At 43.7% G+C, this 26,281-nt stretch carries 24 protein-coding genes; 3 read left to right on the top strand and 21 right to left on the bottom strand.

The features are described from left to right. Positions 1 to 33: 33 nt before the first annotated feature. From fkpB to murJ, 5 genes are all read right to left on the bottom strand, one after another. Entirely contained in the window at positions 34 to 465 is a 432-nt protein-coding gene (gene fkpB, locus ACHUFI_RS10880; protein ID WP_394249014.1) for an FKBP-type peptidyl-prolyl cis-trans isomerase, read from the bottom strand. Positions 466 to 564: 99 nt separating this feature from the next. Further along, positions 565 to 1,068 carry a signal peptidase II gene (lspA, locus tag ACHUFI_RS10875; protein ID WP_394249012.1) on the bottom strand — a complete coding sequence of 168 codons (504 nt, stop codon included), beginning with the start codon at positions 1,066 to 1,068 and terminating at the stop codon, positions 565 to 567. Positions 1,069 to 1,080: 12 nt separating this feature from the next. Then, positions 1,081 to 3,921 (bottom strand): isoleucine--tRNA ligase, encoded by a 2,841-nt coding sequence (gene ileS, locus ACHUFI_RS10870; protein ID WP_394249010.1) that lies wholly within the window; start codon positions 3,919 to 3,921, stop codon positions 1,081 to 1,083. A 63-nt stretch (positions 3,922 to 3,984) separates the two neighbouring features. Next, on the bottom strand, positions 3,985 to 4,920 hold the full coding sequence (gene ribF / locus ACHUFI_RS10865) for a bifunctional riboflavin kinase/FAD synthetase (protein ID WP_394249008.1): 936 nt from the start codon (positions 4,918 to 4,920) through the stop codon (positions 3,985 to 3,987). Positions 4,921 to 4,990: 70 nt separating this feature from the next. Beyond that, positions 4,991 to 6,553, bottom strand: coding sequence for a murein biosynthesis integral membrane protein MurJ (gene murJ, locus ACHUFI_RS10860; RefSeq protein ID WP_394249074.1), 1,563 nt, complete (start codon positions 6,551 to 6,553; stop codon positions 4,991 to 4,993). A 248-nt stretch (positions 6,554 to 6,801) separates the two neighbouring features. On the opposite strand from murJ, the gene rpsT reads away from it, so the two are divergent. Next, complete coding sequence (gene rpsT / locus ACHUFI_RS10855) at positions 6,802 to 7,062, top strand: 30S ribosomal protein S20 (protein ID WP_012603273.1); 261 nt, start codon at positions 6,802 to 6,804, stop codon at positions 7,060 to 7,062. Between the two features lie 109 nt (positions 7,063 to 7,171). On the opposite strand, the gene ACHUFI_RS10850 is transcribed toward rpsT, so the two are convergent. Together ACHUFI_RS10850 and nhaR are read right to left on the bottom strand one after the other, a co-directional pair. After that, positions 7,172 to 7,465: an ArsR/SmtB family transcription factor gene (locus ACHUFI_RS10850; RefSeq protein ID WP_394249005.1), complete on the bottom strand. Its 294-nt coding sequence runs from the start codon at positions 7,463 to 7,465 to the stop codon at positions 7,172 to 7,174. A gap of 125 nt (positions 7,466 to 7,590) precedes the next feature. Further along, positions 7,591 to 8,481, bottom strand: coding sequence for a transcriptional activator NhaR (gene nhaR, locus ACHUFI_RS10845; RefSeq protein WP_394249003.1), 891 nt, complete (start codon positions 8,479 to 8,481; stop codon positions 7,591 to 7,593). Between the two features lie 382 nt (positions 8,482 to 8,863). Here nhaR and ACHUFI_RS10840 point away from each other — a divergent pair, with 382 nt between their 5' ends. Then, positions 8,864 to 10,009: a Na/Pi symporter gene (locus tag ACHUFI_RS10840; RefSeq protein WP_394249001.1), complete on the top strand. Its 1,146-nt coding sequence runs from the start codon at positions 8,864 to 8,866 to the stop codon at positions 10,007 to 10,009. Between the two features lie 423 nt (positions 10,010 to 10,432). On the opposite strand, the gene ACHUFI_RS10835 is transcribed toward ACHUFI_RS10840, so the two are convergent. From ACHUFI_RS10835 to rppH, 5 genes are read right to left on the bottom strand one after another with little or no spacing between them, the layout of a single operon-like run. Further along, positions 10,433 to 11,284 (bottom strand): thymidylate synthase, encoded by an 852-nt coding sequence (locus ACHUFI_RS10835; protein WP_394248999.1) that lies wholly within the window; start codon positions 11,282 to 11,284, stop codon positions 10,433 to 10,435. Positions 11,285 to 11,293: 9 nt separating this feature from the next. Next, positions 11,294 to 12,115, bottom strand: a complete 822-nt coding sequence (gene lgt / locus ACHUFI_RS10830; RefSeq protein ID WP_394248997.1) for a prolipoprotein diacylglyceryl transferase — start codon at positions 12,113 to 12,115, stop codon at positions 11,294 to 11,296. Between the two features lie 24 nt (positions 12,116 to 12,139). Further along, positions 12,140 to 12,931 (bottom strand): sulfite exporter TauE/SafE family protein, encoded by a 792-nt coding sequence (locus ACHUFI_RS10825; RefSeq protein WP_394248995.1) that lies wholly within the window; start codon positions 12,929 to 12,931, stop codon positions 12,140 to 12,142. 8 nt (positions 12,932 to 12,939) lie between these two features. Next, the gene (ptsP, locus tag ACHUFI_RS10820; RefSeq protein ID WP_394248993.1) at positions 12,940 to 15,189 is read right to left on the bottom strand and encodes a phosphoenolpyruvate--protein phosphotransferase; all 2,250 of its coding nucleotides are present in this window, start codon (positions 15,187 to 15,189) and stop codon (positions 12,940 to 12,942) included. A 2-nt stretch (positions 15,190 to 15,191) separates the two neighbouring features. Beyond that, positions 15,192 to 15,710, bottom strand: a complete 519-nt coding sequence (rppH, locus tag ACHUFI_RS10815; RefSeq protein WP_167494704.1) for an RNA pyrophosphohydrolase — start codon at positions 15,708 to 15,710, stop codon at positions 15,192 to 15,194. 615 nt (positions 15,711 to 16,325) lie between these two features. Between rppH and mutH the strand changes: the two genes are divergently transcribed. After that, on the top strand, positions 16,326 to 16,991 hold the full coding sequence (gene mutH / locus ACHUFI_RS10810; RefSeq protein WP_394248991.1) for a DNA mismatch repair endonuclease MutH: 666 nt from the start codon (positions 16,326 to 16,328) through the stop codon (positions 16,989 to 16,991). An 18-nt stretch (positions 16,992 to 17,009) separates the two neighbouring features. Here the strand turns inward: mutH and ACHUFI_RS10805 are convergent, their stop codons facing one another. The 9 genes from ACHUFI_RS10805 to xerD form a co-directional block, all read right to left on the bottom strand. Next, positions 17,010 to 17,321: a DUF6482 family protein gene (locus ACHUFI_RS10805; RefSeq protein WP_394248989.1), complete on the bottom strand. Its 312-nt coding sequence runs from the start codon at positions 17,319 to 17,321 to the stop codon at positions 17,010 to 17,012. A 237-nt stretch (positions 17,322 to 17,558) separates the two neighbouring features. Then, entirely contained in the window at positions 17,559 to 17,810 is a 252-nt protein-coding gene (locus ACHUFI_RS10800; RefSeq protein ID WP_394248987.1) for a DUF1127 domain-containing protein, read from the bottom strand. Positions 17,811 to 17,925: 115 nt separating this feature from the next. Further along, positions 17,926 to 18,048, bottom strand: a complete 123-nt coding sequence (locus ACHUFI_RS10795; protein WP_394248985.1) for a hypothetical protein — start codon at positions 18,046 to 18,048, stop codon at positions 17,926 to 17,928. Positions 18,049 to 18,320: 272 nt separating this feature from the next. Then, a complete protein-coding gene (vpsR, locus tag ACHUFI_RS10790; protein ID WP_394248983.1) occupies positions 18,321 to 19,655 on the bottom strand; it encodes a cyclic-di-GMP-binding transcriptional regulator VpsR in 1,335 nt (444 codons plus the stop codon). A 249-nt stretch (positions 19,656 to 19,904) separates the two neighbouring features. Continuing rightward, complete coding sequence (gene lysS, locus ACHUFI_RS10785) at positions 19,905 to 21,422, bottom strand: lysine--tRNA ligase (RefSeq protein ID WP_394248981.1); 1,518 nt, start codon at positions 21,420 to 21,422, stop codon at positions 19,905 to 19,907. Between the two features lie 34 nt (positions 21,423 to 21,456). Further along, a protein-coding gene (gene prfB / locus ACHUFI_RS10780; protein WP_137358308.1) for a peptide chain release factor 2 occupies positions 21,457 to 22,555 on the bottom strand; the annotation gives its coding sequence in 2 pieces (ribosomal slippage) (positions 21,457 to 22,479 and positions 22,481 to 22,555; 1,098 coding nt in all). 137 nt (positions 22,556 to 22,692) lie between these two features. After that, positions 22,693 to 24,432: a single-stranded-DNA-specific exonuclease RecJ gene (gene recJ, locus ACHUFI_RS10775; protein ID WP_394248979.1), complete on the bottom strand. Its 1,740-nt coding sequence runs from the start codon at positions 24,430 to 24,432 to the stop codon at positions 22,693 to 22,695. 58 nt (positions 24,433 to 24,490) lie between these two features. Further along, entirely contained in the window at positions 24,491 to 25,291 is an 801-nt protein-coding gene (locus ACHUFI_RS10770; RefSeq protein WP_394248977.1) for a thioredoxin fold domain-containing protein, read from the bottom strand. Positions 25,292 to 25,318: 27 nt separating this feature from the next. After that, positions 25,319 to 26,236 carry a site-specific tyrosine recombinase XerD gene (gene xerD, locus ACHUFI_RS10765; RefSeq protein ID WP_394248975.1) on the bottom strand — a complete coding sequence of 306 codons (918 nt, stop codon included), beginning with the start codon at positions 26,234 to 26,236 and terminating at the stop codon, positions 25,319 to 25,321. Positions 26,237 to 26,281 lie beyond the last annotated feature (45 nt).

Raw genomic sequence — 26,281 nt, 5'->3', positions numbered from 1 at the left:
TTTTAATAACTAATTTTAATCTGTCTAGCGAGATCACTCGACCGCTAGAATATCGACATCAAACGTGACGTCTTGCCCTGCTAATGGGTGATTGAAATCCACCGTCACAGAGTCCCCTGCGATATCAGTAATAATACCCGGAATTTCTGCGCCATCAGGGCCACTGAATGCCATGATAGTGCCGACTTCAACTTCTGCATCACCAACAAATTTCGCTCTGTCCATATGATGAATGTGGTCAGGGTTAGGCATACCAAAGGCGTCTTGAGCTTTCAATTCAATCGACTTTTGAGTACCTGCTTCTAGACCTAGTAAACATTGTTCGAAATTTTCACTCAAGCTACCGTCACCCATGATGAACTTAGCTGGTTTACCCATACTTTGAGTACTATCGGCAACCGAACCGTCTTTCATTTTAATTGTAAAATGTAAGGTTACCGCTGAATCATTTTTTATTATTGTCACGTTATTGCTTCCATCAATAAGGGATTAAGGTCTTTCTAACAAAAAGCGCCACCCGAATCAACGGACAGCGCTTAGGGTTTTATTCAATAAATATCGTAACTACTTGCTTTCATCTTTTTTTCGGAAGCCGTCAAGAATGATCATCGCAGCACCGATACAAATAGCAGAATCTGCAAGGTTGAAAGCAGGCCAATGGTAATCACCCCAGAAGAAATCAAGGTAATCAACGACAAAGCCATGCACAACGCGATCAAAAACATTGCCTATTGCGCCACCAATTATGAGTGCATAAGCAATATTATTCCACTTTTCGGTAGCAGGCAGTTTGCTCATCCAGTACGTCAACATACCGGTGACCACAAAGGCGATACCTGAAAATAACCAACGCTGCCAACCAGCTTGATCACTTAAAAAGCTAAAAGCCGCTCCATAGTTATGAACATAAAGTAGGTTAAAAAATGGCAAAACCTCTATTCGGTTCGCCCAACCATAACCCATGTTATCCATAACAAAGAGCTTAATTCCGATATCTGCAACAAAGATAAGGAACGCTAGCCACAGCCAGCGAACCCCAGATTGCTTAAGAGAAAATGTCTGACTCATTGCAATCCTATCTTATGCGAATTTACGAACTTCACCTTCACCATCAACGTTTGATACACAACGGCCACAGATCTTCTCGTGTCCTTCAATTGTGCCTACGTCTGGTGTGTGGTGCCAACAACGGTCACACTTCTCTGCTTCTGTTGCCGCAACTTCAACGAATAGACCTTCAACGTCTGTCGCTTGAGCCGCATCAGACTTCTCGCTCAGTGGCTTAATAACCGCAGCAGAAGTGATAAGTACGAATCGTAGCTCATCTTCTAACTTGTTGATCTTAGCCGCTAGTGCGTCGTCAGCGTACAGAGTTACTTCAGCTTGCAGTGCACCACCGATTGTTTTCTCTTTACGTGCGTCTTCAAGAAGCTTATTCACTGCACCACGAACGGTTTGGATTTCAGCCCAGAATTCGTTGTTTAGCTCTTCGCCTTCAACCAGACCGAATAGACCTTCGAACCACTCGCCAGTAAACACGAACTTGTCACGTTGACCAGGCATCTCGTTCCAGATTTCATCTGCTGTGAACGACATGATAGGTGCCATCCAACGAACTAGAGCTTCTACGATGTAGTAAAGCGCAGTCTGACAGCTACGTTGAGCATGGCTGCCCTGTTTTGCTGTGTACTGACGGTCTTTGATTACGTCTAGGTAGAAAGAACCCATTTCGATAGAACAGAACTGCATTAGACGCTGAGTTACACCGTGAGTGTTGTACTCGCCGTATGCTTTCACGATCTCTTCTTGTGCAGCTTGAGCACAGCCAACAGCCCAGCGATCAAGTGCAACCATCTCTTCAGCAGGCACTAGGTCAGTTTCAGGGTTGAAACCGCTTAGGTTCGCTAGGAAGAAACGAGCAGTGTTACGAATACGACGGTAAGCATCAGCAGAACGCTTCAGGATTTCATCAGAAACCGCTACTTCGCCCGTGTAGTCCGTAGAAGCAACCCATAGACGTAGGATATCCGCGCCTAGTTTGTTGGTTACGTCTTTAGGAGCAACAACGTTACCGATAGATTTAGACATCTTACGGCCGTTACCATCTACTACGAAACCGTGCGTTAGCACTTGCTTGTATGGTGCTTCATCTTTCATCGCGATAGATGAAATTAGAGAAGACTGGAACCAACCACGGTGTTGGTCAGAACCTTCAAGGTAAAGATCTGCACTGTTACCGTTGTACTCTTCACGAGAATCAACAACAGAGAAGTGCGTAACGCCTGAATCGAACCATACGTCTAGCGTATCTAGCACTTTTTCGTACTTGTCTGCGTCTTCAGCGCCCATTAGGTCTGCTGCGTCTACATCCCACCAAGCTTGAATGCCTTTCTCTTCAACTAGCTTCGCTACTTTTTCGATTAGCTCAGAGCTATCTGGGTGAAGTTCTGACGTTTCTTTATGAACGAACAGAGCAATTGGCACACCCCAAGTACGTTGACGTGAGATACACCACTCAGGACGACCTTCGATCATACCTTCGATACGGCTTTGACCCCACTCAGGCATCCACTCAACACTCTTCGTTGACTCTAGTGCTTTTGCACGCAGGCCAGCTTGATCCATAGAGATGAACCACTGTGGTGTTGCACGGAAGATGATTGGAGTTTTGTGTCTCCAACAGTGTGGGTAGCTGTGCTCGTAAGCGTGGTGATGCAGCAGTGCACCTTTCTCTTTTAGAACTTCTAAAACAGAGTCGTTCGCTTTAAATACGTGCTGACCAGCAAATAGCTCAGTATCAGGCAGGTAAACGCCGTTAGAACCTACTGGGTTAGCGATTTCTAGGTTGTACTTCTTACCAACCACGAAATCCTCTTGACCGTGACCAGGTGCAGTGTGAACCACACCAGTACCTGAGTCAGTCGTAACGTGATCGCCAAGGATCGCAGGGACGGTGAAGTCATAGAACGGGTGGTTGAACTGAGAAAGCTCCAGATCAGCACCAGTTGCAAAACCTAGGTTATGGAAGTGCTCGATACCCGCACGATCCATTACGTCTTTTGCTAGTTCAGAAGCAACAACGATACGTTGAGCCGGCTGGTCGCCATTCGCTTCAACTTGGATCAATACGTATTCAAGGTCATCACGTAGACATACTGCGCGGTTTGCAGGCAGAGTCCAAGGTGTTGTTGTCCAGATAACAATTGAAATATCACCTTCACCAGCGTGACCTTCAGCTAGAGTGAATTTCTCTAGTAATGCTGCTTCATCAGCCGCTGTGAATTTCACATCGATAGATGGAGATACTTTATCTTTGTATTCAACTTCAGCTTCAGCCAGAGCAGAACCACAGTCAGTACACCAGTGAACAGGTTTGAAACCTTTAAGTAGGTGACCTTTGTCTGCGATTTTGCCTAAAGAACGAATGATGTTCGCTTCTGTGCCGAAATCCATAGTGCGGTAAGGTTTGTCCCACTCGCCCATGATACCAAGACGTTTGAAGCTCTCTTTTTGACCTTCAACTTGGCCTGCAGCGTACTTACGACATTCTTCGCGGAATTCAGAAGCAGAAATCTTCTGACCCGGCTTGCCTTTCTTCTTCTCTACCATCAATTCGATAGGAAGGCCGTGACAGTCCCAACCAGGAATGTACGGAGCATCAAAACCAGAAAGGGTTTTAGATTTAATAATAATGTCTTTAAGAATCTTGTTTAGCGCGTGACCAATGTGAATATCACCGTTGGCATACGGAGGGCCATCGTGTAATACGAAAGATTTTTTACCTTTCTTGGCTTTACGGATTTCGCCGTAAAGATCTTCTTTGTACCAACGCTTAAGCATTTCTGGCTCACGATTGGCCAGATTACCGCGCATTGGAAACCCTGTTTCAGGTAAGTTCAGGGTATCTTTATAATCACTCATCGATTCTTAATTCCGTTATATTGGGCGAAGTTAGACATTATGTTAATCGGTGGAATCATCCGATTAATTCTTTAGCTGACGCAGCCACACCCTTGCTGCTTCAGCATCCAATTCTATTTGACTCTTAAGTGCGTCGAACGATTCAAATTTCTTTTCGTCGCGCAACTTATGTAAAAGTATCACTTCTAACTGTTTACCATATAAGTTGGCTTTAAAGTCAAAAAAGTGCACTTCTAACTGTTGTCTGACACCATTTACCGTCGGACGTTGGCCGATATTCGCCACACCGCCGACTTCACAGCCGTCTAAATCCAACACTTGGACAACATAAACGCCTGAAACAGGTGAAACACAACGTTTTAAGGGGATATTCGCTGTAGGGAAACCTATGGTTCTCCCTAATTTACGACCATGAGAAACACGGCCACTAATGCTGTAATCACGCCCTAACATTTTGGCACTAGATGCTAATTCATCTTTAGCTAGTGCATTTCGAATTTCAGTGCTGCTTACTCTTAACTGATTCAAGCAAAAGCTTTGCGTGCTAACCACTTCAAAACCATATTTTTTACCAGCCTGTTGAAGCATTGAAAAGTCACCGGTACGACCTTTGCCAAAGCAAAAATCATCGCCAACCACTAAGAACTTTACTCCTAGCTTCTTGACCAATAACTCTTCAATAAACGCTTCAGCAGTTAAGCTTGCAAAATGCGCATTGAAATTCACACACAATAAACGGTCGATATCCAGTTTGCTAAGTTGTACAAACTTATCACGCAAGCGTGTTAAACGAGCCGGAGCTTTGTCTTTCGCAAATAATTCCATTGGCTGAGGTTCAAATGTCATCACCACAGAGGGCAAGCTTAATTGCTCTGCTTGATGGGACACTTGGCTCAGTACTTCTTGGTGCCCTAAATGAACGCCATCAAAGTTGCCTATGGTCAATACACAGCCATTATGCTGCGCTTTTATATTGTGAATGCCTCGGATCAGTTCCATTGTTACCAGCTAAAATCTGTAATTTTCATCATTTATTGTGTGAAACCGACGGATTATATACTAATCAGTATTAATCTGTCGCTGCTTTTAAATGTTTTACACGGACACCAAGTGCTAACACAGTAAAGACATACGCAACCGCGCCTAAACCAATCAATCCAGTCAGCATCATTGCTCGATGACTAAAACTCCAAGTCAGCCACTGTTCCATACTTTCGAGCTGCCATAAAATCGTCCCCACCATCACTCCACCAGCAATGATTAGCTTCACGCAGAACATCAAAGTAGTTTTCGTTAAGTGGTACACGCCGGCAATATGCAAACCGCGATAAAGTAGTGCCATATTTACAAAAGCAGATAAAGCCGTCGCTATCGCTAAACCAACGTAACCATAGAAATAAGCAAAGATAGCGTTAAACACCATGTTAGTGACCATCGCAATAATGCCGTACTTCACCGGTGTTTTGGTATCTTGGCGCGAGTAATAACCCGGAGCGAGTACTTTAATCAGCATAAAGTTAAGCAAGCCCGAGGCATAAGCCACTAATGACATCGATGCTTGTTGTACATCGTGTGGAGAAAACTCACCACGCATGAAGAGCACCATCAGCATAGGTTTAGCTAATACAATCAAACCTAGCATTGCTGGAATACCTAATAACAGCACCATGCGAACGCCCCAGTCCATGGTATGGGCAAACCCTTCCCCTTGAGCATCAACGTGCTTGCGAGATAAAGCAGGCAAGATAACAGTCGCAATCGCAATACCGAATAGACCCAGCGGGAATTCAAGCAATCGGTCTGAGTAATACAACCAACTAATAGAACCCGTAGCTAAGAAGCTCGCTATAAAGGTATCGAACAATAAATTGATCTGGCTAACCGACACACCAAATAACGCCGGGATCATCAAGGTGCGAATTTTGACGACACCAGGGTCTCTCCAACCCCACTTAGGCTTAACCAACATTCCTTCTTTAATAAGAAAAGGCAGTTGAAATAAGAATTGAACCAAGCCGCCAAGGAACACACCAATCGCTAAACCGATTTCTGGCTGATCCAAGTTAGGAGCAATAAACCAAGCAGAGCCGATGATCATCACGTTCAAAAACACCGGAGTGAATGACGAGACCGCAAATTTACCTAGCGTATTTAAAATTGCCCCAGAGAGTGCGACAAAGGTAATGAACCACAAATAAGGGAAGGTAATCTTGAGCATCAAACTGGCGAGCTCAAATTTGCCCGCCGATGGTCCATCATTTAACCAATCAATGAACCAACCTGCACCGAACAGCGCAGTGATCACTCCAGAGCCGATAACCCCGAATAGAGTAACAATAGAAACTAACACACCCAATGTACCCGACGCGCGCGCGATTAACTCTCTGGTCTTATCCTTATCACCTTGCGCGTGATATTCAGTCAATACCGGAACAAATGCTTGAGAAAACGCCCCTTCGGCGAATAGCCGACGTAAAAAATTAGGAATTTTATTGGCAAAGAAAAAAACATCGGCACTTGCTCCTGCCCCCATAAGATTAGCCACGACGACGTCGCGCACTAGCCCTAACACACGAGAAACAAAAGTCATTGCACTGACTATCATCCCTGACTTTAAGAGTCGCTTACTCACAAAAACCTCTGACGCTGGTTGATGAGTTACCAATAAGATCATACGATCCATCTTTGGCAATCATATTTATTAGCATTGGTCTAAAAATGCTGTTAGAATCCCCGCCATCTTAACCGTGATGACTCTCCAATCCAAAGTTTGTTTGGTTTAGGTGGGTTTTTGCACAAATCATTTGACAATTAAGCGCTAATGAGGGATAGTCCTCGCCCTTAAATTGTCACCGAACTAAGTTTTTGGGAGTTAGACCCTTGGCAAACAGTAAATCTGCTAAGAAGCGCGCTATCCAAGCTGAGAAACGTCGCCAGCACAACGCTAGCCGTCGTTCTATGATGCGCACTTACATGAAAAAAACTATTGCAGCTATCGAAGCTGGCAATAAAGAAGCTGCAACTGCTGCTCTTGTAGAAGTTACACCACTTCTAGACCGTATGGCGACTAAAGGCCTTATTCATAAGAATAAAGCTGCTCGTCATAAGTCTCGTTTCGCTGCAGCAATCAAAGCTCTTTAATAGAGTCGCGATTACACAGTGAACAAAAAAACCGGCCTTGGCCGGTTTTTTTATATCTAAATTTTATGTAAAAAGTTAACTGCCCACATAGAGTAAGCAGCTCCCTTAACTATTTACAATACAATCCATGTAATAGCTCAATCATTGCCTTAACTTCATCACTACTCAGTGTGTAGTAAACCGTTTGTGCTTCCTTTCTGGTTTCGACAAGTCCATCTCGACGTAACCAAGCTAAATGTTGTGATAACGCTGATTGACTCAACTCTAGCATTCCACACAATTCTCCGACTGAAAGTTCGGTATTGTGCAATAAACATAGAATCTGCAAGCGTCTCTCATTTGCCATCGCTTTCAACAAAACTACGGCTTGAGCTGAGTTTTGTTCCATTTCTTTTAAGTTCATTTGATGGCGCCCCCTTTTATTACCACTTATCCCAACAAGCGAAGCATATAGCAATATTAAATATCTTTACTATTTAGGATTCTTTTCCCTGATAGTAATCGATTTGTTATCAATGATAAAAGATCTCATTCAAACAATTGGCTAAAGTCTGCATCGCAAACGTTTTTTACGGCTGGATGCTGAATCATTCTTTCCGCAAAAATAACGTAATACTCTTCTTTTAACTCTTCTATATGGCCGACTAGTCGAAGCGACGTATCATCAGCGACTTCAGACATGTATAAAGTGGGAGCTAAGAAAACCACATCATGATGATAGCGAGCAAATGCCTTCATTAAAGCTGCATCATCAAACTCCCCTAAAATATTAGGCTGAATACCTTGTCTATCGAACCACTGTAAAACCTTGCGTCCCATTGAAGTTCTACTTCCAGGGATTAGTAACTTCCTCTGCTCCAAGATAGCGGGGAAACTCGCATCATCCACATTTCCAGAGCAGAAAAAGCTCATGCCACTTTCACCAAGCTTCTTACTAAATAAGCCCGGTATTTTCCCTGAGTCCACAGGGCAATCAGACAGGATCATATCGAGTTTATGCTGAGACAACTGCTCGAGTAACATTTCATGCGTCGATTCGAAGCAACGTAAATGAATACTATTATCTTCAGGAACGGTAGACATAAGAATCTTACTGACCAAACGTTTAGAGAGAGCGTCAGCGACACCTACATCGAAAAGAATATTCGAGTGTTGGCTGTAATTGACAATATCGAGCATTTCATAACTCAAGCCAAACATACGGTCCGCATACTTAAATACGAGTTGCCCTAGCTCAGTCGGTTCGACACTACGACCATTACGCTTAGTTAACTTACCATCCATTCGTTCTTCAAGAGCTTTGATCTGCCCCGTCACCGTTTGTGGTGTTAAAAAGAGAGCATCTGCAGCTTTGGTGACAGAGCCTTGCTTGCATACCATCCAAAAATAATACAAGTGGTTATAGTTTAAATGGGACATCGCGTTCTTCTCATTAAAGTATTACAGGCTTTATATCAAATATGTCATTCAGGCTCAAACCTATCGGGAAAATCTACAATTAATAGTAATAACATCGAAAAAAGCGAAAATTTACATTTCACAATGTCATATTAAAACTAAAATCAGCAAAAAAATTGAAATTATTTTTTGTCCACTAAAATACAGACATAAGTTTAACCACTTTAAAAACAACAATTTAAACAAACATCATTTACCCATCAGATAACTTATCTCCGATTAATCACAAAATAGTCAGTGTTACACAGAAGTGTAATATTACTGAAATATTTCCCCTCTAACATCACGCTCAGATTAACTAACAGACCAAACACAGACTTACACGGTCCACGGAGAATACATTATGAACCAAGCTACTACTGCAGCAGCGCCAATTTCGAGCACAACTCGCTGGCTACGCTGGGCTAACTTGGCATTCATGCTTTACCTACTACTTCTTGCAGTTTCTATGGTAGGTACAGGCTTTAAATGGGCGACAGGCGAACAAGCAAAAGTGCTATTCGAATTTGCTTCTCACCCTGTAGCTGGCTTAATGATCGGCTTAGTGGCAACAGCTCTTATCCAATCATCAAGTACAGTAACTTCTATTATCGTTGGCCTTGTGGCTGGTGGTTTACCTGTTGAATTAGCGATACCTATGATCATGGGTGCGAATATCGGTACAACAGTAACCAACACTTTAGTAAGCCTTGGTCACGTTCGCTGTAAAGATGAATTCAAGCGTGCGTTTGCAAGTGCAACGATTCACGACTTCTTTAACTTACTAGCGGTTGCTATCTTCCTCCCTCTCGAAATGATGTTTGGTATTTTAGAGAAGATTTCACATTGGTTAGTTTCTCCAATGCTAGCTACTGGTGATATGAGCATTAAAGGCCTTAACTTCATTAAGCCAATCACTAAACCAGTGGTAAGCGCGATTAAAGAGCCTCTAGCTACATTTGGCGACACCATGGGTGGTGTAATGCTTATCGTACTTGGTATCGCGACTATCTTTGTTGCCATCACTGTGATGGGTAAACTAATGAAGAGCCTAATGGTTGGTCGTGCACGTGAAATCCTAAAGAACGCTATCGGTCGTGGTCCATTACACGGTATCGCTTCAGGTTCTATCGTAACGGTACTAGTTCAGTCATCATCAACAACAACTAGCTTGATGGTTCCACTAGTAGGTACAGGTGTTCTAAAAGTACGTGATGTATATCCATTCACTTTAGGTGCAAACATCGGTACTTGTATTACTGCTCTTCTAGCTGCAACAGCGGTATCAGGTGAGTTCGCAGTATTTGCTCTGCAAATCGCTTTGGTTCACTTAGTCTTCAACATTATGGCGACAGTATTCATCTACGGTATTCCGTTTTTACGCGAACTACCTGTGAAAGGTGCTGACTTCATCTCAGACATGGCTGTGAAGAACAAAGCAGTAGTTGCAGGTTACCTAGTCGCAGTATTCGTTGTGATGCCTGGTACTATCCTAGCGCTAACCGCTTAATTAAATATCAGTTTAATTTCCAAATCCCTGCTCATTGAGCGGGGATTTTTTGTATCTAACCAAAATGGCACTGGCTTTATGAGTGCTGTCGAACTATATAACTTCACCCCTTCAGCGTCGGTATGAGCAATTCAAAAGCTCTTTAATGGGCACTCAATAGTTAATAACGATCGAACATTAACCTCGTCCAACTAAAACCCTACCCCATCAATTGGCGAACCTCTCGTGCAAATACAATCCAGGACTAGGAGTCAACCTAGCTAGAACAAGTCATAGAATGCCAACCAATACGACTAATCACATTCGTAACCAGTATGAGACACCTTCGTTAATCAGCTTCTCTGCTAAATATATATGCTGCCATTAACCTCAGCGAAAAAAAAGCCAACCTAATTAGGTTGGCTTTCATTAACGCTTTGGTCTTTATACTGAGAATGGATACTTAATTGCGTCGTGGCACTCGTACCCTTCAACCCAGAAGTCATCGAGTGTTACCCAAGTTTCCAAATCTTCCAGAGACTTAATTTCTGGGTTGATATGGAATGTCGCAGCATCTAGAGGTTCACGCTTTAACTGGATATCACGCATTGGCGCAAGCTGGTCTTCGTAGATGTGAGCATTCACTAGCTTGTGATACGCCACGCCCGGTTTCTTGCCTGTGATTTGCGCCATAATCGCTAGGAATACGTAAACCTGAACCATGTTGAAGTTCAGGCCTAGGGGTACATCACAAGAACGCTGGGTGCTGTTCAGGTGAAGCGTATCACCAAGTAGGGAAAAGTGGTGACTATACATACATGGGCGCAAACACCCCATGTGGAATTCACCAGGGTTATAGAAGTTTAGGATTTCACCGCGGTCATCGACACCGCGAGTCAAATCATCAACAATTTTACGCAGCTGATCGATATGACCACCATCAGGCTTCGCCCAAGCTCGACCTTGAACACCATAAACTCGGCCCATATCATCTTCACCCTTTCGGTATGAATTATTTAGCCAAGCTTCATTCAGGTTTGCATTCGCATCCCACGTTTTGGTGCCGAGCTTTCGAAAGTCTTCTGCATTATCATAACCGCGAATGTAACCAAGCAGTTCCGCCACTGCAGCTTTCCAAAAGCTTTTACGAGTTGTAACTAAAGGGAATTGGTTGTTTGCTACATCGTAAGTGAGGTCAGCATTGATAACCGTTAGGCAACGTTTGCCAGTCCGCTCATTTTCAATCCAAGTACCTTCATCAACGATACGCTGACAGAGTTCTAAATACTGTTTCACACCAATTCCTTACTTCGTTTGTTGTGGTTGTTCATCTTTGTAGTGACCGCGCTTGTATGCCCACACCATCATCAAGACACCAATGATGACCATTGGCAGCGACAGGATTTGTCCCATTGAGATAAATCCGCCAAATAGGCCTAAGTGAGCATCAGGTTCGCGCACGTATTCTACTAGGAAACGGAAGGTTCCGTAACCCGCAAGGAAAAGTCCAGAGACAGAACCAAGAGGACGTGGCTTCTTAATAAACCAATTTAGAATGAAGAACAGAACGATCCCTTCAAGTGCCATTTCATACAGTTGAGAAGGGTGACGAGGCAAAGGACCACCATTCGGGAACACTATCCCCCAAGGCGCATCGGTAACGCGTCCCCAAAGTTCACTGTTCATGAAGTTACCTAGACGCCCCATACCTAAACCAAATGGTACCAATGGTGCAATCATGTCTGCGACGCCGAAGAAAGTGCGACCATTCTTTTTCGCATACCAGAACATTGCGGTAATAACACCAAGCAAACCACCGTGGAAAGACATGCCGCCAGTCCATACCTTAAATAGGTAAAGTGGATCGGCTAGGAAAAGGTCAAAGTTGTAAAACAGCACGTAGCCAACACGACCACCAAGCACTACACCTAGAAAGCCCGCGAACAATAAGTCTGATACCTGTTCACGTGTCCAGCCACTGTTTGGTTTATCTGCACGACGGTTTGCGAGCCATAAAGCAAACATAAACCCAACAAGGTACATCAAGCCGTACCAACGAACAGAAATAGGCCCTAATTCAATTAGAACTGGATCAATATTGGGAAATTCAATCAAACCCGAAGACATAGTTTGCTCTCTATAAAAATAAACTTACAGCAACATTGTGCCGGCAATAAAAACTAAAAATACAGCGAAGATTTTTTTCAAAATCGAAGTAGGAAGTTGGGTCGCCATTCTAGCCCCAACTTTAGTGGTAAGCACTGACGCACATGAAATAGCCAAAAGCGCAGGTAGATATACATAGCCGATACTATATTCTGGGAGATGACCGACTGTACTTCCATGCCAAATAAAGCCAATCATACCAGACACAGCGATTACGCTACCGCACACCGATGAAGAACCCACAGCTTTACGCATTTCTAAACCATGATGATTTAAGAAAGGCACAGACAAAGAGCCCCCACCAATTCCAGCCAAACTCGATATTACACCGATACCACTACCACACAACATTGTGACAGCAGAACTTGGCATTGGTTTCTGCGATACTCGCTTAATCGACACTAGCATTTGAATCGATAACATCAGCACGATACAACCAAAAACTTTGGGCAAGTATTGGGCAGGAATAGCGTCTGCGATAAAGGTGCCGAGAAAACCACCGATAACCACCCCAGGCATCAGCCACTTCACCACAAATAAATCCACATTCCCAAGTTTCAGGTGATTCAGCGCTGAAGACCCGGAAGTAACAATAATGGTGGAAAGTGAGGTAGCAAGTGCCATTTGCATGGCTATATCTGCTGATATGCCAGCTTTAGGCAATAAGAAGAGTAACGCTGGAACAATGAGTAGACCACCACCAATCCCTAACAACCCAGCTAATACGCCTACGACCGCGCCTAGCATAAACAGCAGGCTGATTAATTCGAAGTCCACATTGTTTCCTATTTTTTACCAGCTCGTATAAACCCAGAAAAGCCACGCTCGTCGAGATAATCGAGCATCATACTATAGATTGCGCTGCCATACGGCTGAGTTAAAGCATTCTGAGCAAGCTTTTGTAAATCTTCTTGTGTCGATTGGCGAACTAAATATTTAATCCGAGCGACATTTGAGGTGTTCATACTTAATGATCGGTAACCTAGCCCAACTAACAACAGCGCGCCTATCGGATCACCCGCCAGTTCACCACAAATACAAACCGGCAGCGAATGTTGTTCACACGTATCAAAAATTTGTTTCAGCGCCATGATCACTGCTGGATGCATCGATTCATAGACACTCGCCACTCGAGAATTGTTCCGATCAACCGCTAGTAAATATTGCGTTAAGTCATTCGTCCCAACGGATACAAAGTCGACTTTACTCGCGATCAATGGCAGCAAATACAACATAGAAGGGACTTCGATCATAATACCGATACGCGGCATGCGAACGCGATCATCAATCAAACTGACTTCAGCATAAGCTTGCTCAATTAACTCAATGGCATCGTCCAACTCTTGAGAGCCCGAAATCATAGGGAGCAATATGCTGAGGTTATCATGCTCACAACTGGCCCTTAACATAGCTCGGAGCTGAACGATGAAGATGTCTGGATGATCAAGTGTAAAGCGAATACCACGCCATCCGAGAAAAGGATTATCCTCTTCAATCGGTAAATACGGCAACGCTTTGTCCCCTCCCACATCAAGGGTTCGCATCACCACTTGTTTTTTAGAGTAAGTACTGAGCACCGAGCGGTACAATTTAACTTGCTCATCTTCCGAAGGAAAACGGTGCTGAAGTAAAAAAGAAATTTCGGTTCGATATAATCCAACGCCATCCACACCTTGGTTGATCGCAATGTTGTTATCCGCGCTCAAACCGGCATTGAGCATGACTTCAATCCGATGACCATCTTCAGTAACAGCTGGCTGAAATAGTTCCTTATTCACCATTGAAGAAAGCTCTGTTTCTTCGAGGACCAACTCACCGTATTGACTCAGTAAGTTCTCACTAGGATCAATAAAGACTTCACCGCTGTAACCATCAATAATCGCTGGGCGTCCATTCACATGCTCAAGGTTAAGAGTCAGCCCCATGACAGCAGGGATACCAAGCGCTCTAGACAAGATAGCCGCGTGTGAATTGGCGGCACCCTCCAATGAGATCACAGCGAGCAGTTTTTCTTTGGGTATCGACGCTAACACTGACGCTGTTAATTCGCGGACAACTAAAATAATAGGCTTATCAATGGAGCGGACTTCTTGTTCTGTATTGTGTAAGAAATACAGTAGCCGCTGCCCTAATTCGCGAACATCTTGTGCACGTTCACGTAGGTACACGTCTGACATACGTGCGAATCGGTTGGAATACGTTTCCACAACTTGTCTAAGCGCCCAATCTGCACGATCTCCTTTTTGAATTTGCGCTTTAAGATCATTACGCAACATAGGATCGTTCAGTAAATGGGTAAATAAGTCGAAGATAGCAAGCGCATCTTTATTGATGTCACTGTCTAATCTTTTGCGCATCCGTCGGAAATCATTCAGAGCATTTTCGATTGCTACCGCTAACAACTCATGTTCTCGATCTATATCTAAAGTGGATGCCGGATATATATCAGTCAGTTCAGGTTGAGTGTTGTCCCACCATAGATCACCAATAGCCACGCCGGAAGAAGCCGCAATACCTTTTGTGGCAGGCATCTCCTGCTGCTCTAGAAGCCAATGTCCTTGAGTTTGGGCATGTGCCACGATAACAGCAAGCTGGGCAGCAAGAGTGACAAGGAAAGATTCTTCCATTTCACTAAACAGACGAGGGGATTTTTGCTGAATGACTAGCACCCCTAGCACCTGCTTACGGTGAATAATAGGAGTACCTAAAAAGGAGTGATATATATCTTCCCCCAATTCAGGGAAGAACTTAAAACTAGGGTGCTTGGATACTTCGGCGAGATTAATAGGCTCAGCACTACGTTTAACTAAACCAACTAAGCCTTCATGAAATCCAATATGAATGCTATCGCCCTGAAAAGTTAAGCCTTGAGTCGCCATTAACTCAAGGCGTTCCATTTCATCATTGGCTAAATACACAGTGCAACACTCTGTTTGCATCGCGCTACATGTCTCTTTTACTAAAATATCTAATGCCGTGTGTACATCTTCTACTCTAGATACTTGTTCAACTATGTCCCTTAGTTGACTGAGCATGTTTAACCTCTACGTTGTTTACGTTTTCCTTTCGCTTTCCGCTCTTTAAAAGGCATAGCTAAAGAAGCAAACTCTTTCATCGCACGACGATACACATCGCGTTTAAAAGAAACGACTTGTCGAACTGGGTACCAGTAACTCACCCAGCGCCAACCATCAAACTCAGGCGTACTTCCGCGCTGCATATTGATACGAGATTCATCGCAATCTAATCGCAGAAGAAACCACTTCTGTTTTTGTCCAATACAGACGGGTTTGGAATCCCATCGAACAAGGCGTTTGGGTAGCTTGTAGCGTAACCAATGACGACTTGTCGCAACGATTTTCACATCCTTTTTTGTAAGGCCAACCTCTTCATATAACTCTCGGTACATCGCCTGCTCCGGAGTTTCACCTTCATCGATCCCCCCTTGAGGGAACTGCCATGAATGTTGCCCGTATCGTTTAGCCCAGAAGACCTGACCATGGTTGTTACAGATTACAATACCAACATTTAACCGGTAACCATCGCCATCTATCACTGGCCAACCTCTATTTAAATTTTTAATTACACTGATTTTTCCACATATCCCCAACTGGAGCAAACTTAGTGATGTGATTAAACCTATATTTATCATTTTTATCTTGAGTTTGGATAACTTTTGCTCAAAATTCAGTTATCAACATCAGAGTGAGACATACGCCACATTTATTCACCTTTTCTGTGAATAACTGTGTGTAGAATTAAGAGTTAATATTCAAAATTAACAATAACAAAACATTAGGCTGTAAAGTAGGAAATCAAGAAGTAAAACACAAACCCAACAAAAACAAAAACTTAAAACACTTATATCACAATAAAATAGTAACAGGGGCACTGTTGATCTTATCAAAAAACAGATCGGTCAAAGATCGAACAACCCTTACCTTATCCACACTAAGTAACCGTAATTTCATTTATCTAGATTTTTTTCAAGTATTTATTGTGCCTTACACCACTGTTTATTCATACAGAACATTTTAATTGGCATTATTTCCCGCCCCTACCTGTGGATAACCTCTTACTTGATCATCTTACAAGCATGATGATCATTTATTCGACAGCCAAAATAGAGGTAAATCTGTTAAAATCATTTCTTTTTCGATACGACGACCCGATGAAATCAGAACCTAAATCCGAAGCTGAGCTGCTAGAGCGCGCGCAATCAATCGCAGGTTTAACTTTTCAAGAACTTGCAGATGAAGCGGATATGGAAGTCCCCCCAAATTTAAAGCGCGACAAAGGCTGGGTTGGACAATTACTCGAATGGCACCTTGGCGCACCAGCCGGCAGTAAACCCGAGCAAGATTTTGCGAATTTAGGTATTGAGCTAAAGAGCATTCCAATTAGCTATTCAGGAAAACCTTTAGAAACCACATTTGTCTGCGTCGCCGCTCTCATTGGTGTACAAGGGCTAACTTGGGAACGTAGCCATGTCAGAAATAAACTTTCTAAGGTACTTTGGATCCCAGTTGAAGGAGAAAGAGAGATCCCGCTTCGCGATCGACGTGTAGGGTCACCTTTACTCTGGACCCCAAGTGAAAAAGAAGAGCAAATATTAAAAAGTGATTGGGAAGAATTAATGGAGTTGATTGTTCTTGGTAACGTTGAGCAAATAACTGCAAAGCACGGAGAAGCACTGCACTTAAGACCCAAAGCAGCCAACAGCCGAGCACTAACTGAAGCTTATGGGGCAAGTGGGAAGCCGATAAAAACACTCCCAAGAGGGTTCTACTTAAGAACTCAATTCACGGGAAAAATTTTAACCCAAAATTACGCTTAGCCTTAGCCCAGTTCTAGACTAATGAGTAGTCAAAGACAATTCAATATCACAATAAGGTTGTACTGGCGACTCACCAAACTCATCATAAGCATTATGCAGCCTTAAGTATGCCTTCTTGATCCCTAGTCGTAGCAACTCCTCTTTCACTTTATCTAATGAATTATAGTGAAGAGGCTCACCATCCTCTTTAACAGGCTCTAGTTTATGCTTGTATTCCACTGCCAATAGGTATTCAGACACATCAGAACAGCCTATTACATAAACCTTAGGTGGAATATAAGAATCTTTATGATGGCCATGAAGCCACATATCAAGCTGATGTTTTTGCATAGTTGAACTCCAAATCTTCTTTTCAAAGCTTAGTAAAAGTAGTTCAATTCGCTAGGAATTAACATCATATTAACATATATCGTTTTGTCCGATAGCTCAACCTAAATTGAGCAAGGCAGGAAGTGGATAACTTCCTGCCTTTTACCTTAATCAATTCAAATTCCCGCTTTAGGAATCGACACCACAATTGATATCAGGCGTTAATGAGGGGCCAAATGGTACAATAAGCCCCATATATTACGTTGGTATTCGAGCGCTTAGTACACGACGAAGATGACGAACGCGACGTTCCGCTTTTACAGCTTCTGGCTCAGAAAACCCGATAGGACGACCGTCACTTTCTAATCCAATATCTTTTAGAAGGTGGGCGTTATCCCAAGGGAGATTGTGAGCACTACGGCGCAGTTTTCTTTGCCAAACTTTTTCTTCACGACGTAAATCTGCACGAACTAATAATGTGGCTAGTTTAAGATAAATTGAGTGACGCATGGTATTTCTCCAGTTTAAGAATTTACTGGGAAAAATGGCGTTTTTAGATCTGGATAGAGAAAGAGTTTCTTATTCAGCTGCCATTTTCCCGCAGCCAAACAAGGTTACGGATCAGTTAGTTAGGTTTATCTTGGGTGTTTCGAACGGTCATATCTGATGAGGTAGGGAAAGCCGCTACCATATGGGCAGAAAGATCCATCGAAGCGCAAATATGCTTAATAAAATCAAAAGTATTCATTTTGCGCCTCCAAGCTAACTAATTAATCCAAAAAATATTGAGGGTGTTTCTGCAGTAACAATACTGTTTTCACGGTTAAATTCTATTCAAATGAGGATATTATTCAACCAGTAATTTCATAACATTATGAAAACAAATTATTCACCTACTCATAGGTTGCATATGTAATGCTTTATAAGATATTTATCAAGGTTATATAATATTTCAGAAGATTCTGCTTCAAAAAATAAAGCCACGTATAAACGTGGCTTTATTCTCGATAAAAAACAGTATTAAACAGCGCCTTCAGAAATTAGGCTGTGTTTGTTCAATAAACGATACATAGTCGCCCTAGAAACGCCTAGCTCTTTTGCCGCTAAAGAAACCTGACCGCTGTGAGACTCTAAAACCAGTAACAATGCATCTCGTTCAGAGCGTTCACGGATACTCTTCAAACTGCGTCTGCCATCGCTGCGCTTAGGCAAATCTAGCTGCTCTTCATCGATCATGACCGAATCAGACATCAGTACAACACGCTTAATCTGATTCATCAGCTCTCGAACATTACCCGGCCAATGGTAACGAGTCAGAGCTTTTAGTGCATCTTCAGAGAAACTTCTGGCCTGCGCATTAAACTCTTTAGAGTATTCTTGAAGAAAATAGCGTGAAAGAACCGCGATATCACCGGCACGCTCTTTTAAGCTAGGGACATTAATTCTTAATACATTGATGTAATGATAAAGCTCTTCATTGAACTCACCTTCTATCAAGGCTTTTTCTATATCTGAAGAGTTGGCAGCAAGAATTCGAACATCGACCGCTTTCGGACCATTGAGTGTATCTATCGTCCCTTCTTGCAAGAAACGAAGTAAATTCATCTGCTGAGACTTAGGCATCGCCAAAATATCGTTCAACAAAATCGTTCCACCATCGGCTTGCTCTAACATCGAAAGCTTATTGGTTCCATCGCTAGTAATGCCAAACAAATCAGACTCAATGCGAGATTCAGATAAAGCTCGGCAATTCACCGTGAGAAATTGCTTTTGAGAACGAGAAGAGGTTTTATGAATCGCTTTGGCGACGGTTTCTTTACCCGAGCCACTTTCTCCGTAAATAAGGATACTCACGTCAGTTGGACCAATTCTTTTGACCTGCTCTCTCAATCGTTTCAATGGAACTGAATCGCCGAACAGGCCCATGTCGCCACTATTTCCATAATTCGGCCACACTTTCTTTTCTAATTTGAGCATACCCAATTGATGGCCAATGGTGCTCAATAGCTGAGCATCAGGGATTGGAGCGGTGAAGAAATCAATACAGAAGTTCACAATGAACTGACAAATTGTGTCAGAGCTAAGCTGAGACTCTCGAATAAAGGCAATCCAACGAACTTGCTTGTGAGTACTTACTAAATTAGCAATACCATTCAGACTGAACTCATCATGGCTTAAATCAACAACCCCAATACATGGGCCAGTTTCAGAAATTAGTGCATCTGCCTTTCGCAAATCAGCGCATTGTGTACAACGCCAACCTACTTGTTCTAATACCGATAGCCAGGGTTCGTATGCGCCCCCTACTACGATAAGAGAACCCGGCACGGAATCCATCTTAAATTGAGTCCCCATTCCCTATTTCCTTACTTTAATTTTATAGAAATCCGCCAAAGCAACTAAATCATCGGTATTAGCGCAACTCTAGCACTGACGTTACAGTATTGAGACTATCTTAGATAATCCGTCTCAATACTAAGACTACGTTAGAAATAATGATTTTTCGAATGAATATCTGAAGAAGTATCAAACACTGAGGGAATACATTTAATGAAAAAAGCCACCTAAATAGGTGGCTTCAAAAAAACAGCTTACAGACTAAAATTAAGCTTGAGGACGCATCGCAGGGAACAAAATCACGTCACGGATTGTGTGCGTGTTTGTAAATAGCATTGCTAAACGGTCAATACCAATACCTTGACCCGCTGTTGGCGGTAGGCCGTGCTCAAGAGCTGTGATGTAGTCTGCATCGTAGTACATTGCTTCATCATCGCCTGCGTCTTTCGCGTTAACTTGCGCTTTGAAACGCTCGTCTTGGTCCTGTGCATCGTTCAGCTCAGAGAAACCGTTCGCTACTTCGCGGCCACCGATGAAGAACTCGAAACGGTCTGTGAAGAACGGGTTGTCATCACTACGACGAGCTAGTGGAGAGATGTCCGCTGGGTAACCAGTGATGAACGTTGGTTGAATTAGCTGAGGTTCAGCTGTTTCACCAAAGATCTCTTCAAGAAGCTGACCACATGTCCAGAACGTTTCTACTTCAACGTGTACAGATTTCGCGATTGCTACCATCTTCTCACGGTCTTGTAGGTCTGCTTCTGTTAGCGCTTGAATCTCAGCGTGATCTGGGTTGTAGTGCTTAATCGCATCGAACATGCTCATACGCGCATACTTACCACCAAACTCTACTGTTTCGTCACCGTAAGGCATAGAAGTAGAACCAAGAACATCCATCGCTGCTGTGCTTAGCATCTCTTCAGTCAGATCCATTAGATCTTTGTAGTCAGAGTACGCTTGGTAGAATTCCATCATGGTGAATTCTGGATTGTGACGTGGAGAAAGACCTTCGTTACGGAAGTTACGGTTGATCTCGAATACACGGTCAAAACCGCCAACCACTAGACGCTTCAGGTACAGCTCAGGTGCAACACGTAGGTACATGTCGATGTCAAGTGCGTTGTGATGAGTGATGAATGGACGCGCAGTCGCACCACCAGGGATCACGTGCATCATTGGCGTTTCAACTTCTAGGTAGCCTTTTGAGCTCATGAAGTTACGGATTGAAGAAACAAGCTTAGAACGCACGATGAATGCGTTACGAGAATCTTCATTCACGATTAGGTCAACGTAACGCTGACGGTAACGCATCTCTTGGTCAGTTAGACCGTGGAACTTCTCTGGTAGAGGACGAAGTGCTTTAGTCAGCAGTTCAAACTCTTCCATGTTCACGTAAAGATCGCCTTTACCTGACTTGTGAAGTGCACCTTTAACACCGATGATGTCACCGATATCTAGACCTTGGTACTTCTCTTTCAGTACTTTCTGAACGTCTTTCGCAGCGTAAGCTTGAATGCGGCCAGATGTTTCTTGAATCGCTAAGAAAGGACCACGCTTCGCCATAACACGACCAGCGATAGCAACAATGTGGTTAAGTTCTTCTAGCTCTTCTTTGCTCTTTTCACCGAACTCAGCTTGAAGGTCGCCAGCTAGGTGCTCGCGACGGAAATCATTAGGGTGGCCATTAGCTTTACAGCTTTGGCGGATATGATCTAGCTTGCTACGACGCTCTGCAATCAGTTTGTTTTCTTCTTGTACGTTGTCGTTTTGAACAGCATCAGTCATTTTCGATGTATCCTGTTTGTAGTCGGTGAAAATCTTACAGGCCTGATTTCAGGCTAGCTTCGATAAATTTGTCTAGGTCGCCATCAAGAACCGCTTGAGTGTTGCGGTTTTCAATGCCAGTGCGTAAATCTTTGATACGAGAATCGTCTAGTACGTAAGAGCGAATTTGGCTGCCCCAACCGATGTCTGATTTGGTATCTTCATTCGCTTGTTTTTCAGCATTTTGCTTTTGAATCTCAAGCTCAAAAAGCTTAGCTCGAAGCTGCTTCATCGCCTGATCTTTGTTTTTATGCTGCGAACGATCGTTCTGACACTGCACCACGGTATTGGTTGGTACGTGAGTAATACGTACCGCTGATTCTGTGGTGTTTACGTGCTGACCACCCGCGCCCGAAGCACGGTATACATCGATACGTAAATCAGAAGGGTTAATGTCGATCGTAATGTTGTCATCAATCTCTGGGTAGATAAACGCAGATGCAAATGAAGTATGACGACGGCCACTTGAATCAAATGGTGATTTACGAACTAAGCGGTGTACACCCGTCTCAGTACGTAGCCAACCGTACGCGTACTCACCAGAGATACGTACCGTTGCACCTTTCAGGCCAGCAACTTCACCTTCAGACACTTCGATTACTTCGGTTTTGAAGCCCTTCGCTTCTGCCCAACGCAAGTACATGCGTAGCATCATAGAAGTCCAGTCTTGAGCTTCTGTACCACCAGAGCCTGACTGTAAATCGATGTAGCAATCTGAAGCATCGTGATCGCCAGAGAACATACGACGGAACTCAAGTTTACCTAGCTTAGCTTCAAGCTCTGCAAGTTCTGGTTCAATTTCGTCGAACGTTTCTTGATCTTCTTCTTCAACTGCAAGCTCAAGTAGACCGTCTACATCCTCAACACCTTGGTCAAGCAAATCGATGGTTTCTACTACCGCTTCTAATGCAGAACGCTCTTTACCTAGCGCTTGAGCACGTTCAGGTTCGTTCCATACATCTGGTTGTTCTAGTTCTGCGTTTACTTCTTCTAGACGCTCTTTCTTAGCGTCATAGTCAAAGGTACCCCCTCAGGATATTTGTGCGCTCAGACACATCCTGCAGACGGTTTTTGATTGGATTGATTTCAAACATTTTAGCTCATCATTTATGAGTAGAATTTAACCGGAGAATTCTACTCAAAAATGTGACGGAGATACAGAAAAAAATACGTTTCCAGCCCATCAATTAGACAGGCTAGAAAGGATTAATTCTGAAAAAAGAAAAGATGCCTATTTTGCTTCTAAATGATCGATCATCAATTGCAAAGACTGATTGCCACGAAACTCGTTAATGTCGAGCTTATATGCAAGGCGAACCGTTTTGACTGACGCATCCGGCCAACGACGTAAATCGACATTAAACGCGATGCCATCAATCATAATATTGGTAGGGTGTCCTTTAAATAAAGGCTCAAGCATAAGCTTTAAGTGCTTTTCCCCAACGAGCTTTTGATGAAGTACTTTAAATTCACCATCAAAAATAGGCTCAGGGAACGCTTGCCCCCATGGACCACCAGCACGCAATGTTTCTGCAGTGTGCATGGAAAACTCTTCAGGCTTCAGTTCCCCATCCGATAAAATAATGCCTTTTAGCGCCGCTTCATCGAGTTCTAGTTTCACTATGTCGTCAAACAATTTACTGAAACGGTTAAAGTCCACTTCTTTGATGGTTAGGCCTGCAGCCATCGCATGACCACCAAATTTTAAGATCAGTCCTGGGTGCTGAGTATCAATTCGGTCTAATGCATCACGCATATGTAAACCCGGGATCGAGCGACAAGAGCCTTTGATATAGCCTTCCCCCCCATCAGCAAACGCAATTACCGGGCGATGGAATTTATCTTTAATTCGAGACGCAAGAATACCAATCACGCCTTGGTGCCAATCACGCTGGAATAACGCTAAGCCATAAGGCAATTCAGCGTCTTCACCAAATTGCAGACGCTCACAAAAAGCCATCGCTTCTTGCTTCATGCCTTCTTCAATTTCTTTACGGGTTTGATTAAGCCCATCAAGCTCACTGGCCATACGGCGCGCAGCATGAATGTTGTTACTCATCAAGAGTTCCACACCAAAAGACATGTCGTCGAGACGACCAGCAGCATTAATTCGCGGGCCAAGTGCAAAACCGAAATCAGAAGCCACCAAGCGACGTGCGTCTCTTTTCGCGACTTCAATCAGCGCTTGAATGCCTGGGCGAGCCTTGCCTGCCCTGATCCGTTGCAAACCTTGATGCACCAAAATACGGTTGTTGTCATCCAGTGGGACAACATCCGCCACCGTGCCTAACGCTACTAAGTCGATAAGTTCCATCAACTTAGGCTCTGCCATACCTTGTTCAGCAAACCAGCCCAGCTTTCTCATATGGACACAAAGTGCCATCATCAAGTAGAAGGCAACCCCTACACCAGCTAATGCTTTTGATGGAAAGGCGCAGCTTTCTAGGTTTGGGTTCACCATTGCATCAACCATAGGCAGCTCGTGCCCAGGTAAGTGATGATCGGTGACGAGAACTTCTAGCCCTTGCTCTTTAGCAAAGCGAACCCCTTCAATTGAAGAAACCCCGTTGTCGACCGTCATGATAACTTCAGCACCAATTTCAATCGCTTGCTCAACAACTTCAGGGCTAAGACCATAACCATCTTCAAAGCGGTTAGGCACTAAATAATCGACATTGGAGCTCCCAAGCATACGTAAAGCCAGCACCGATAGAGCTGAACTCGTAGCGCCGTCCGCATCAAAATCTCCAACAATAATGATGCGTTTTTGCTGCTTAATAGCATTAAACAGAAGCTCAACGGCCGCATCAATACCACCCAGTTTTTGGTATGAATGTAACCCTTTGGCTGTCGTTTCTAACTGGTTTGCATTCGTAATCCCACGACTCACATAAATTCGTTTGAGTAAATCGGGTTGATTACCAACAAGCACGCTGGTATCGACTTCGGGGCGACGTTGAATTTCTATCATATTGCATGTGGCTCAACGCAAGCTAAGCCAACTCCTGTCATTTGGAATTAAATACTGGTTATTGTGTCTGTAGACGTTGAAGCAATTGAGCAGGAGGTAAGTACCCACTCACTAACTCGCCACCAGGTAAGAAGATCGCCGGTGTACCGCTAATCCCGAGTTCACGACCTAGCGCATATTGGCCGCTGATTTGCTTTTCAAACTTGCTAATGTCGCCAGAAGGTGTTGGGAATGAACGGTTAATTTTAGCATCATGCATTGCGGTTTGCGGGTCTTTCGCCGCCCAAATGGAAGCCATCTGCTTGGCGACTTGACCTTCTGCGCCTTGGCGAGGGTAAGCAAGGTAGCGCACAGTAATGCCTAACGCATTATACCCTTCCATTTGGCTATGTAGTCGAACGCAGTAACCACACGTTGTGTCTGTAAATACAGTAATGGCATACTTTTCGTCTTGAGCTTTATACTCAATCATTTCGTCATTAAACGCCGCGATTTTCTCGGCATTAATCGGCGCTTGACGCTCGGCCAGAATATCAGTGTATTTTCCATTTTCATCCAACGAATAGAGCGTACCCGCAACAAAATATTCACCTGTCGGCGAAGAGAAAATGACACCGCTATTCGTTTGAATTTCCAATAGACCTTGAATATCTGAAGGCACGACATTCATAACTTTGATCCCGATTTTCTCGAAGCGAGCGGTTAACGCTTGCAAATCAAAGTCGCCACTTTCTACAGCAACCGCTTTGGTTTCAGCAACTGTAGCTGTTGGTTCGTTAGTCGTCGATTCTTCGGCACCGTTACATGCAGCAAGTAATAGCGGCAGGGTCAATAAAGGAAGACGGCGTAATACGCTCATTAAGTTCACCTTAGTTTTATTATTCGATTAAGCACGTGGATGGTGTTCAGCATGGATCTGCTTGAGTCTTTCCGTCGCCACGTGAGTATAAATTTGCGTTGTAGATAAGTCACTATGCCCTAAAAGCATTTGTACGACTCTTAGATCCGCGCCATAGTTCAATAGATGTGTCGCAAAAGCATGACGTAATACGTGGGGAGACAACAATTCTGTATCAATCCCGGCCATCACTGCATAATGCTTAATTCGATACCAGAACGTTTGTCGCGTCATTTGCCTTGCGCGTTTGCTTGGGAAAACAACATCCGACGTGTTTTCTCCCAGTAACGCAGGGCGGCCTTGCTCCATAAAGGTTTCAATCCAATCTACGGCATTTTCTCCCATCGGAACTAAACGCTCTTTGCCACCTTTACCTATGACTCGAACCACCCCTTGGCGCAAGCTAATGTTTTCCATCGTTAAGCTCACTAATTCGGTCACGCGTAGGCCGGTTGCATACAATAGCTCTAACATTGCTTTATCACGCAGCTCAATCGGGTCATTAGGGTCAGGCGCATCGAGCAAAGCGTCCACTTGCTCTTCTGATAGATCCTTAGGTAAACGCTGAGGTAATTTGGGGCTGACCAACAACGCACTTGGATCATCGGCTCGAACCTTTTCACGATGCAAATACTGGAACAAGCGGCGAATCGCTGACAGCATACGGGCTCGTGATGTTTGCTTGAAGTCTTGGTCAACTAACCAGCTCTGGTAATCTTGAAGCCCAGACAAACTGATGAAGTCGAGTTTGTAGTTATGATTTTCCATCCACAGCACAAGCTTGGTTAAATCTGCACGGTAAGAAGCCAGCGTATTTTCAGACAAACCACGCTCCATCCACATCGTATCTAAAAACTGCTCAACCAAGCCATAATCCAAACTTTGCCCTTGAGAAGGCGATTCCATACTGTTTACTCTCGCTTATCAAAACTGGTTCGAGAGTAAGCCACC

The sequence above is a fragment of the Vibrio profundi genome (assembly GCF_043642225.1).
GTDB lineage: Bacteria > Pseudomonadota > Gammaproteobacteria > Enterobacterales > Vibrionaceae > Vibrio > Vibrio profundi_A.
The sequence above is the reverse complement of the archived record's forward strand: the minus strand, read 5'-3'. Positions and strand labels throughout refer to the sequence as shown.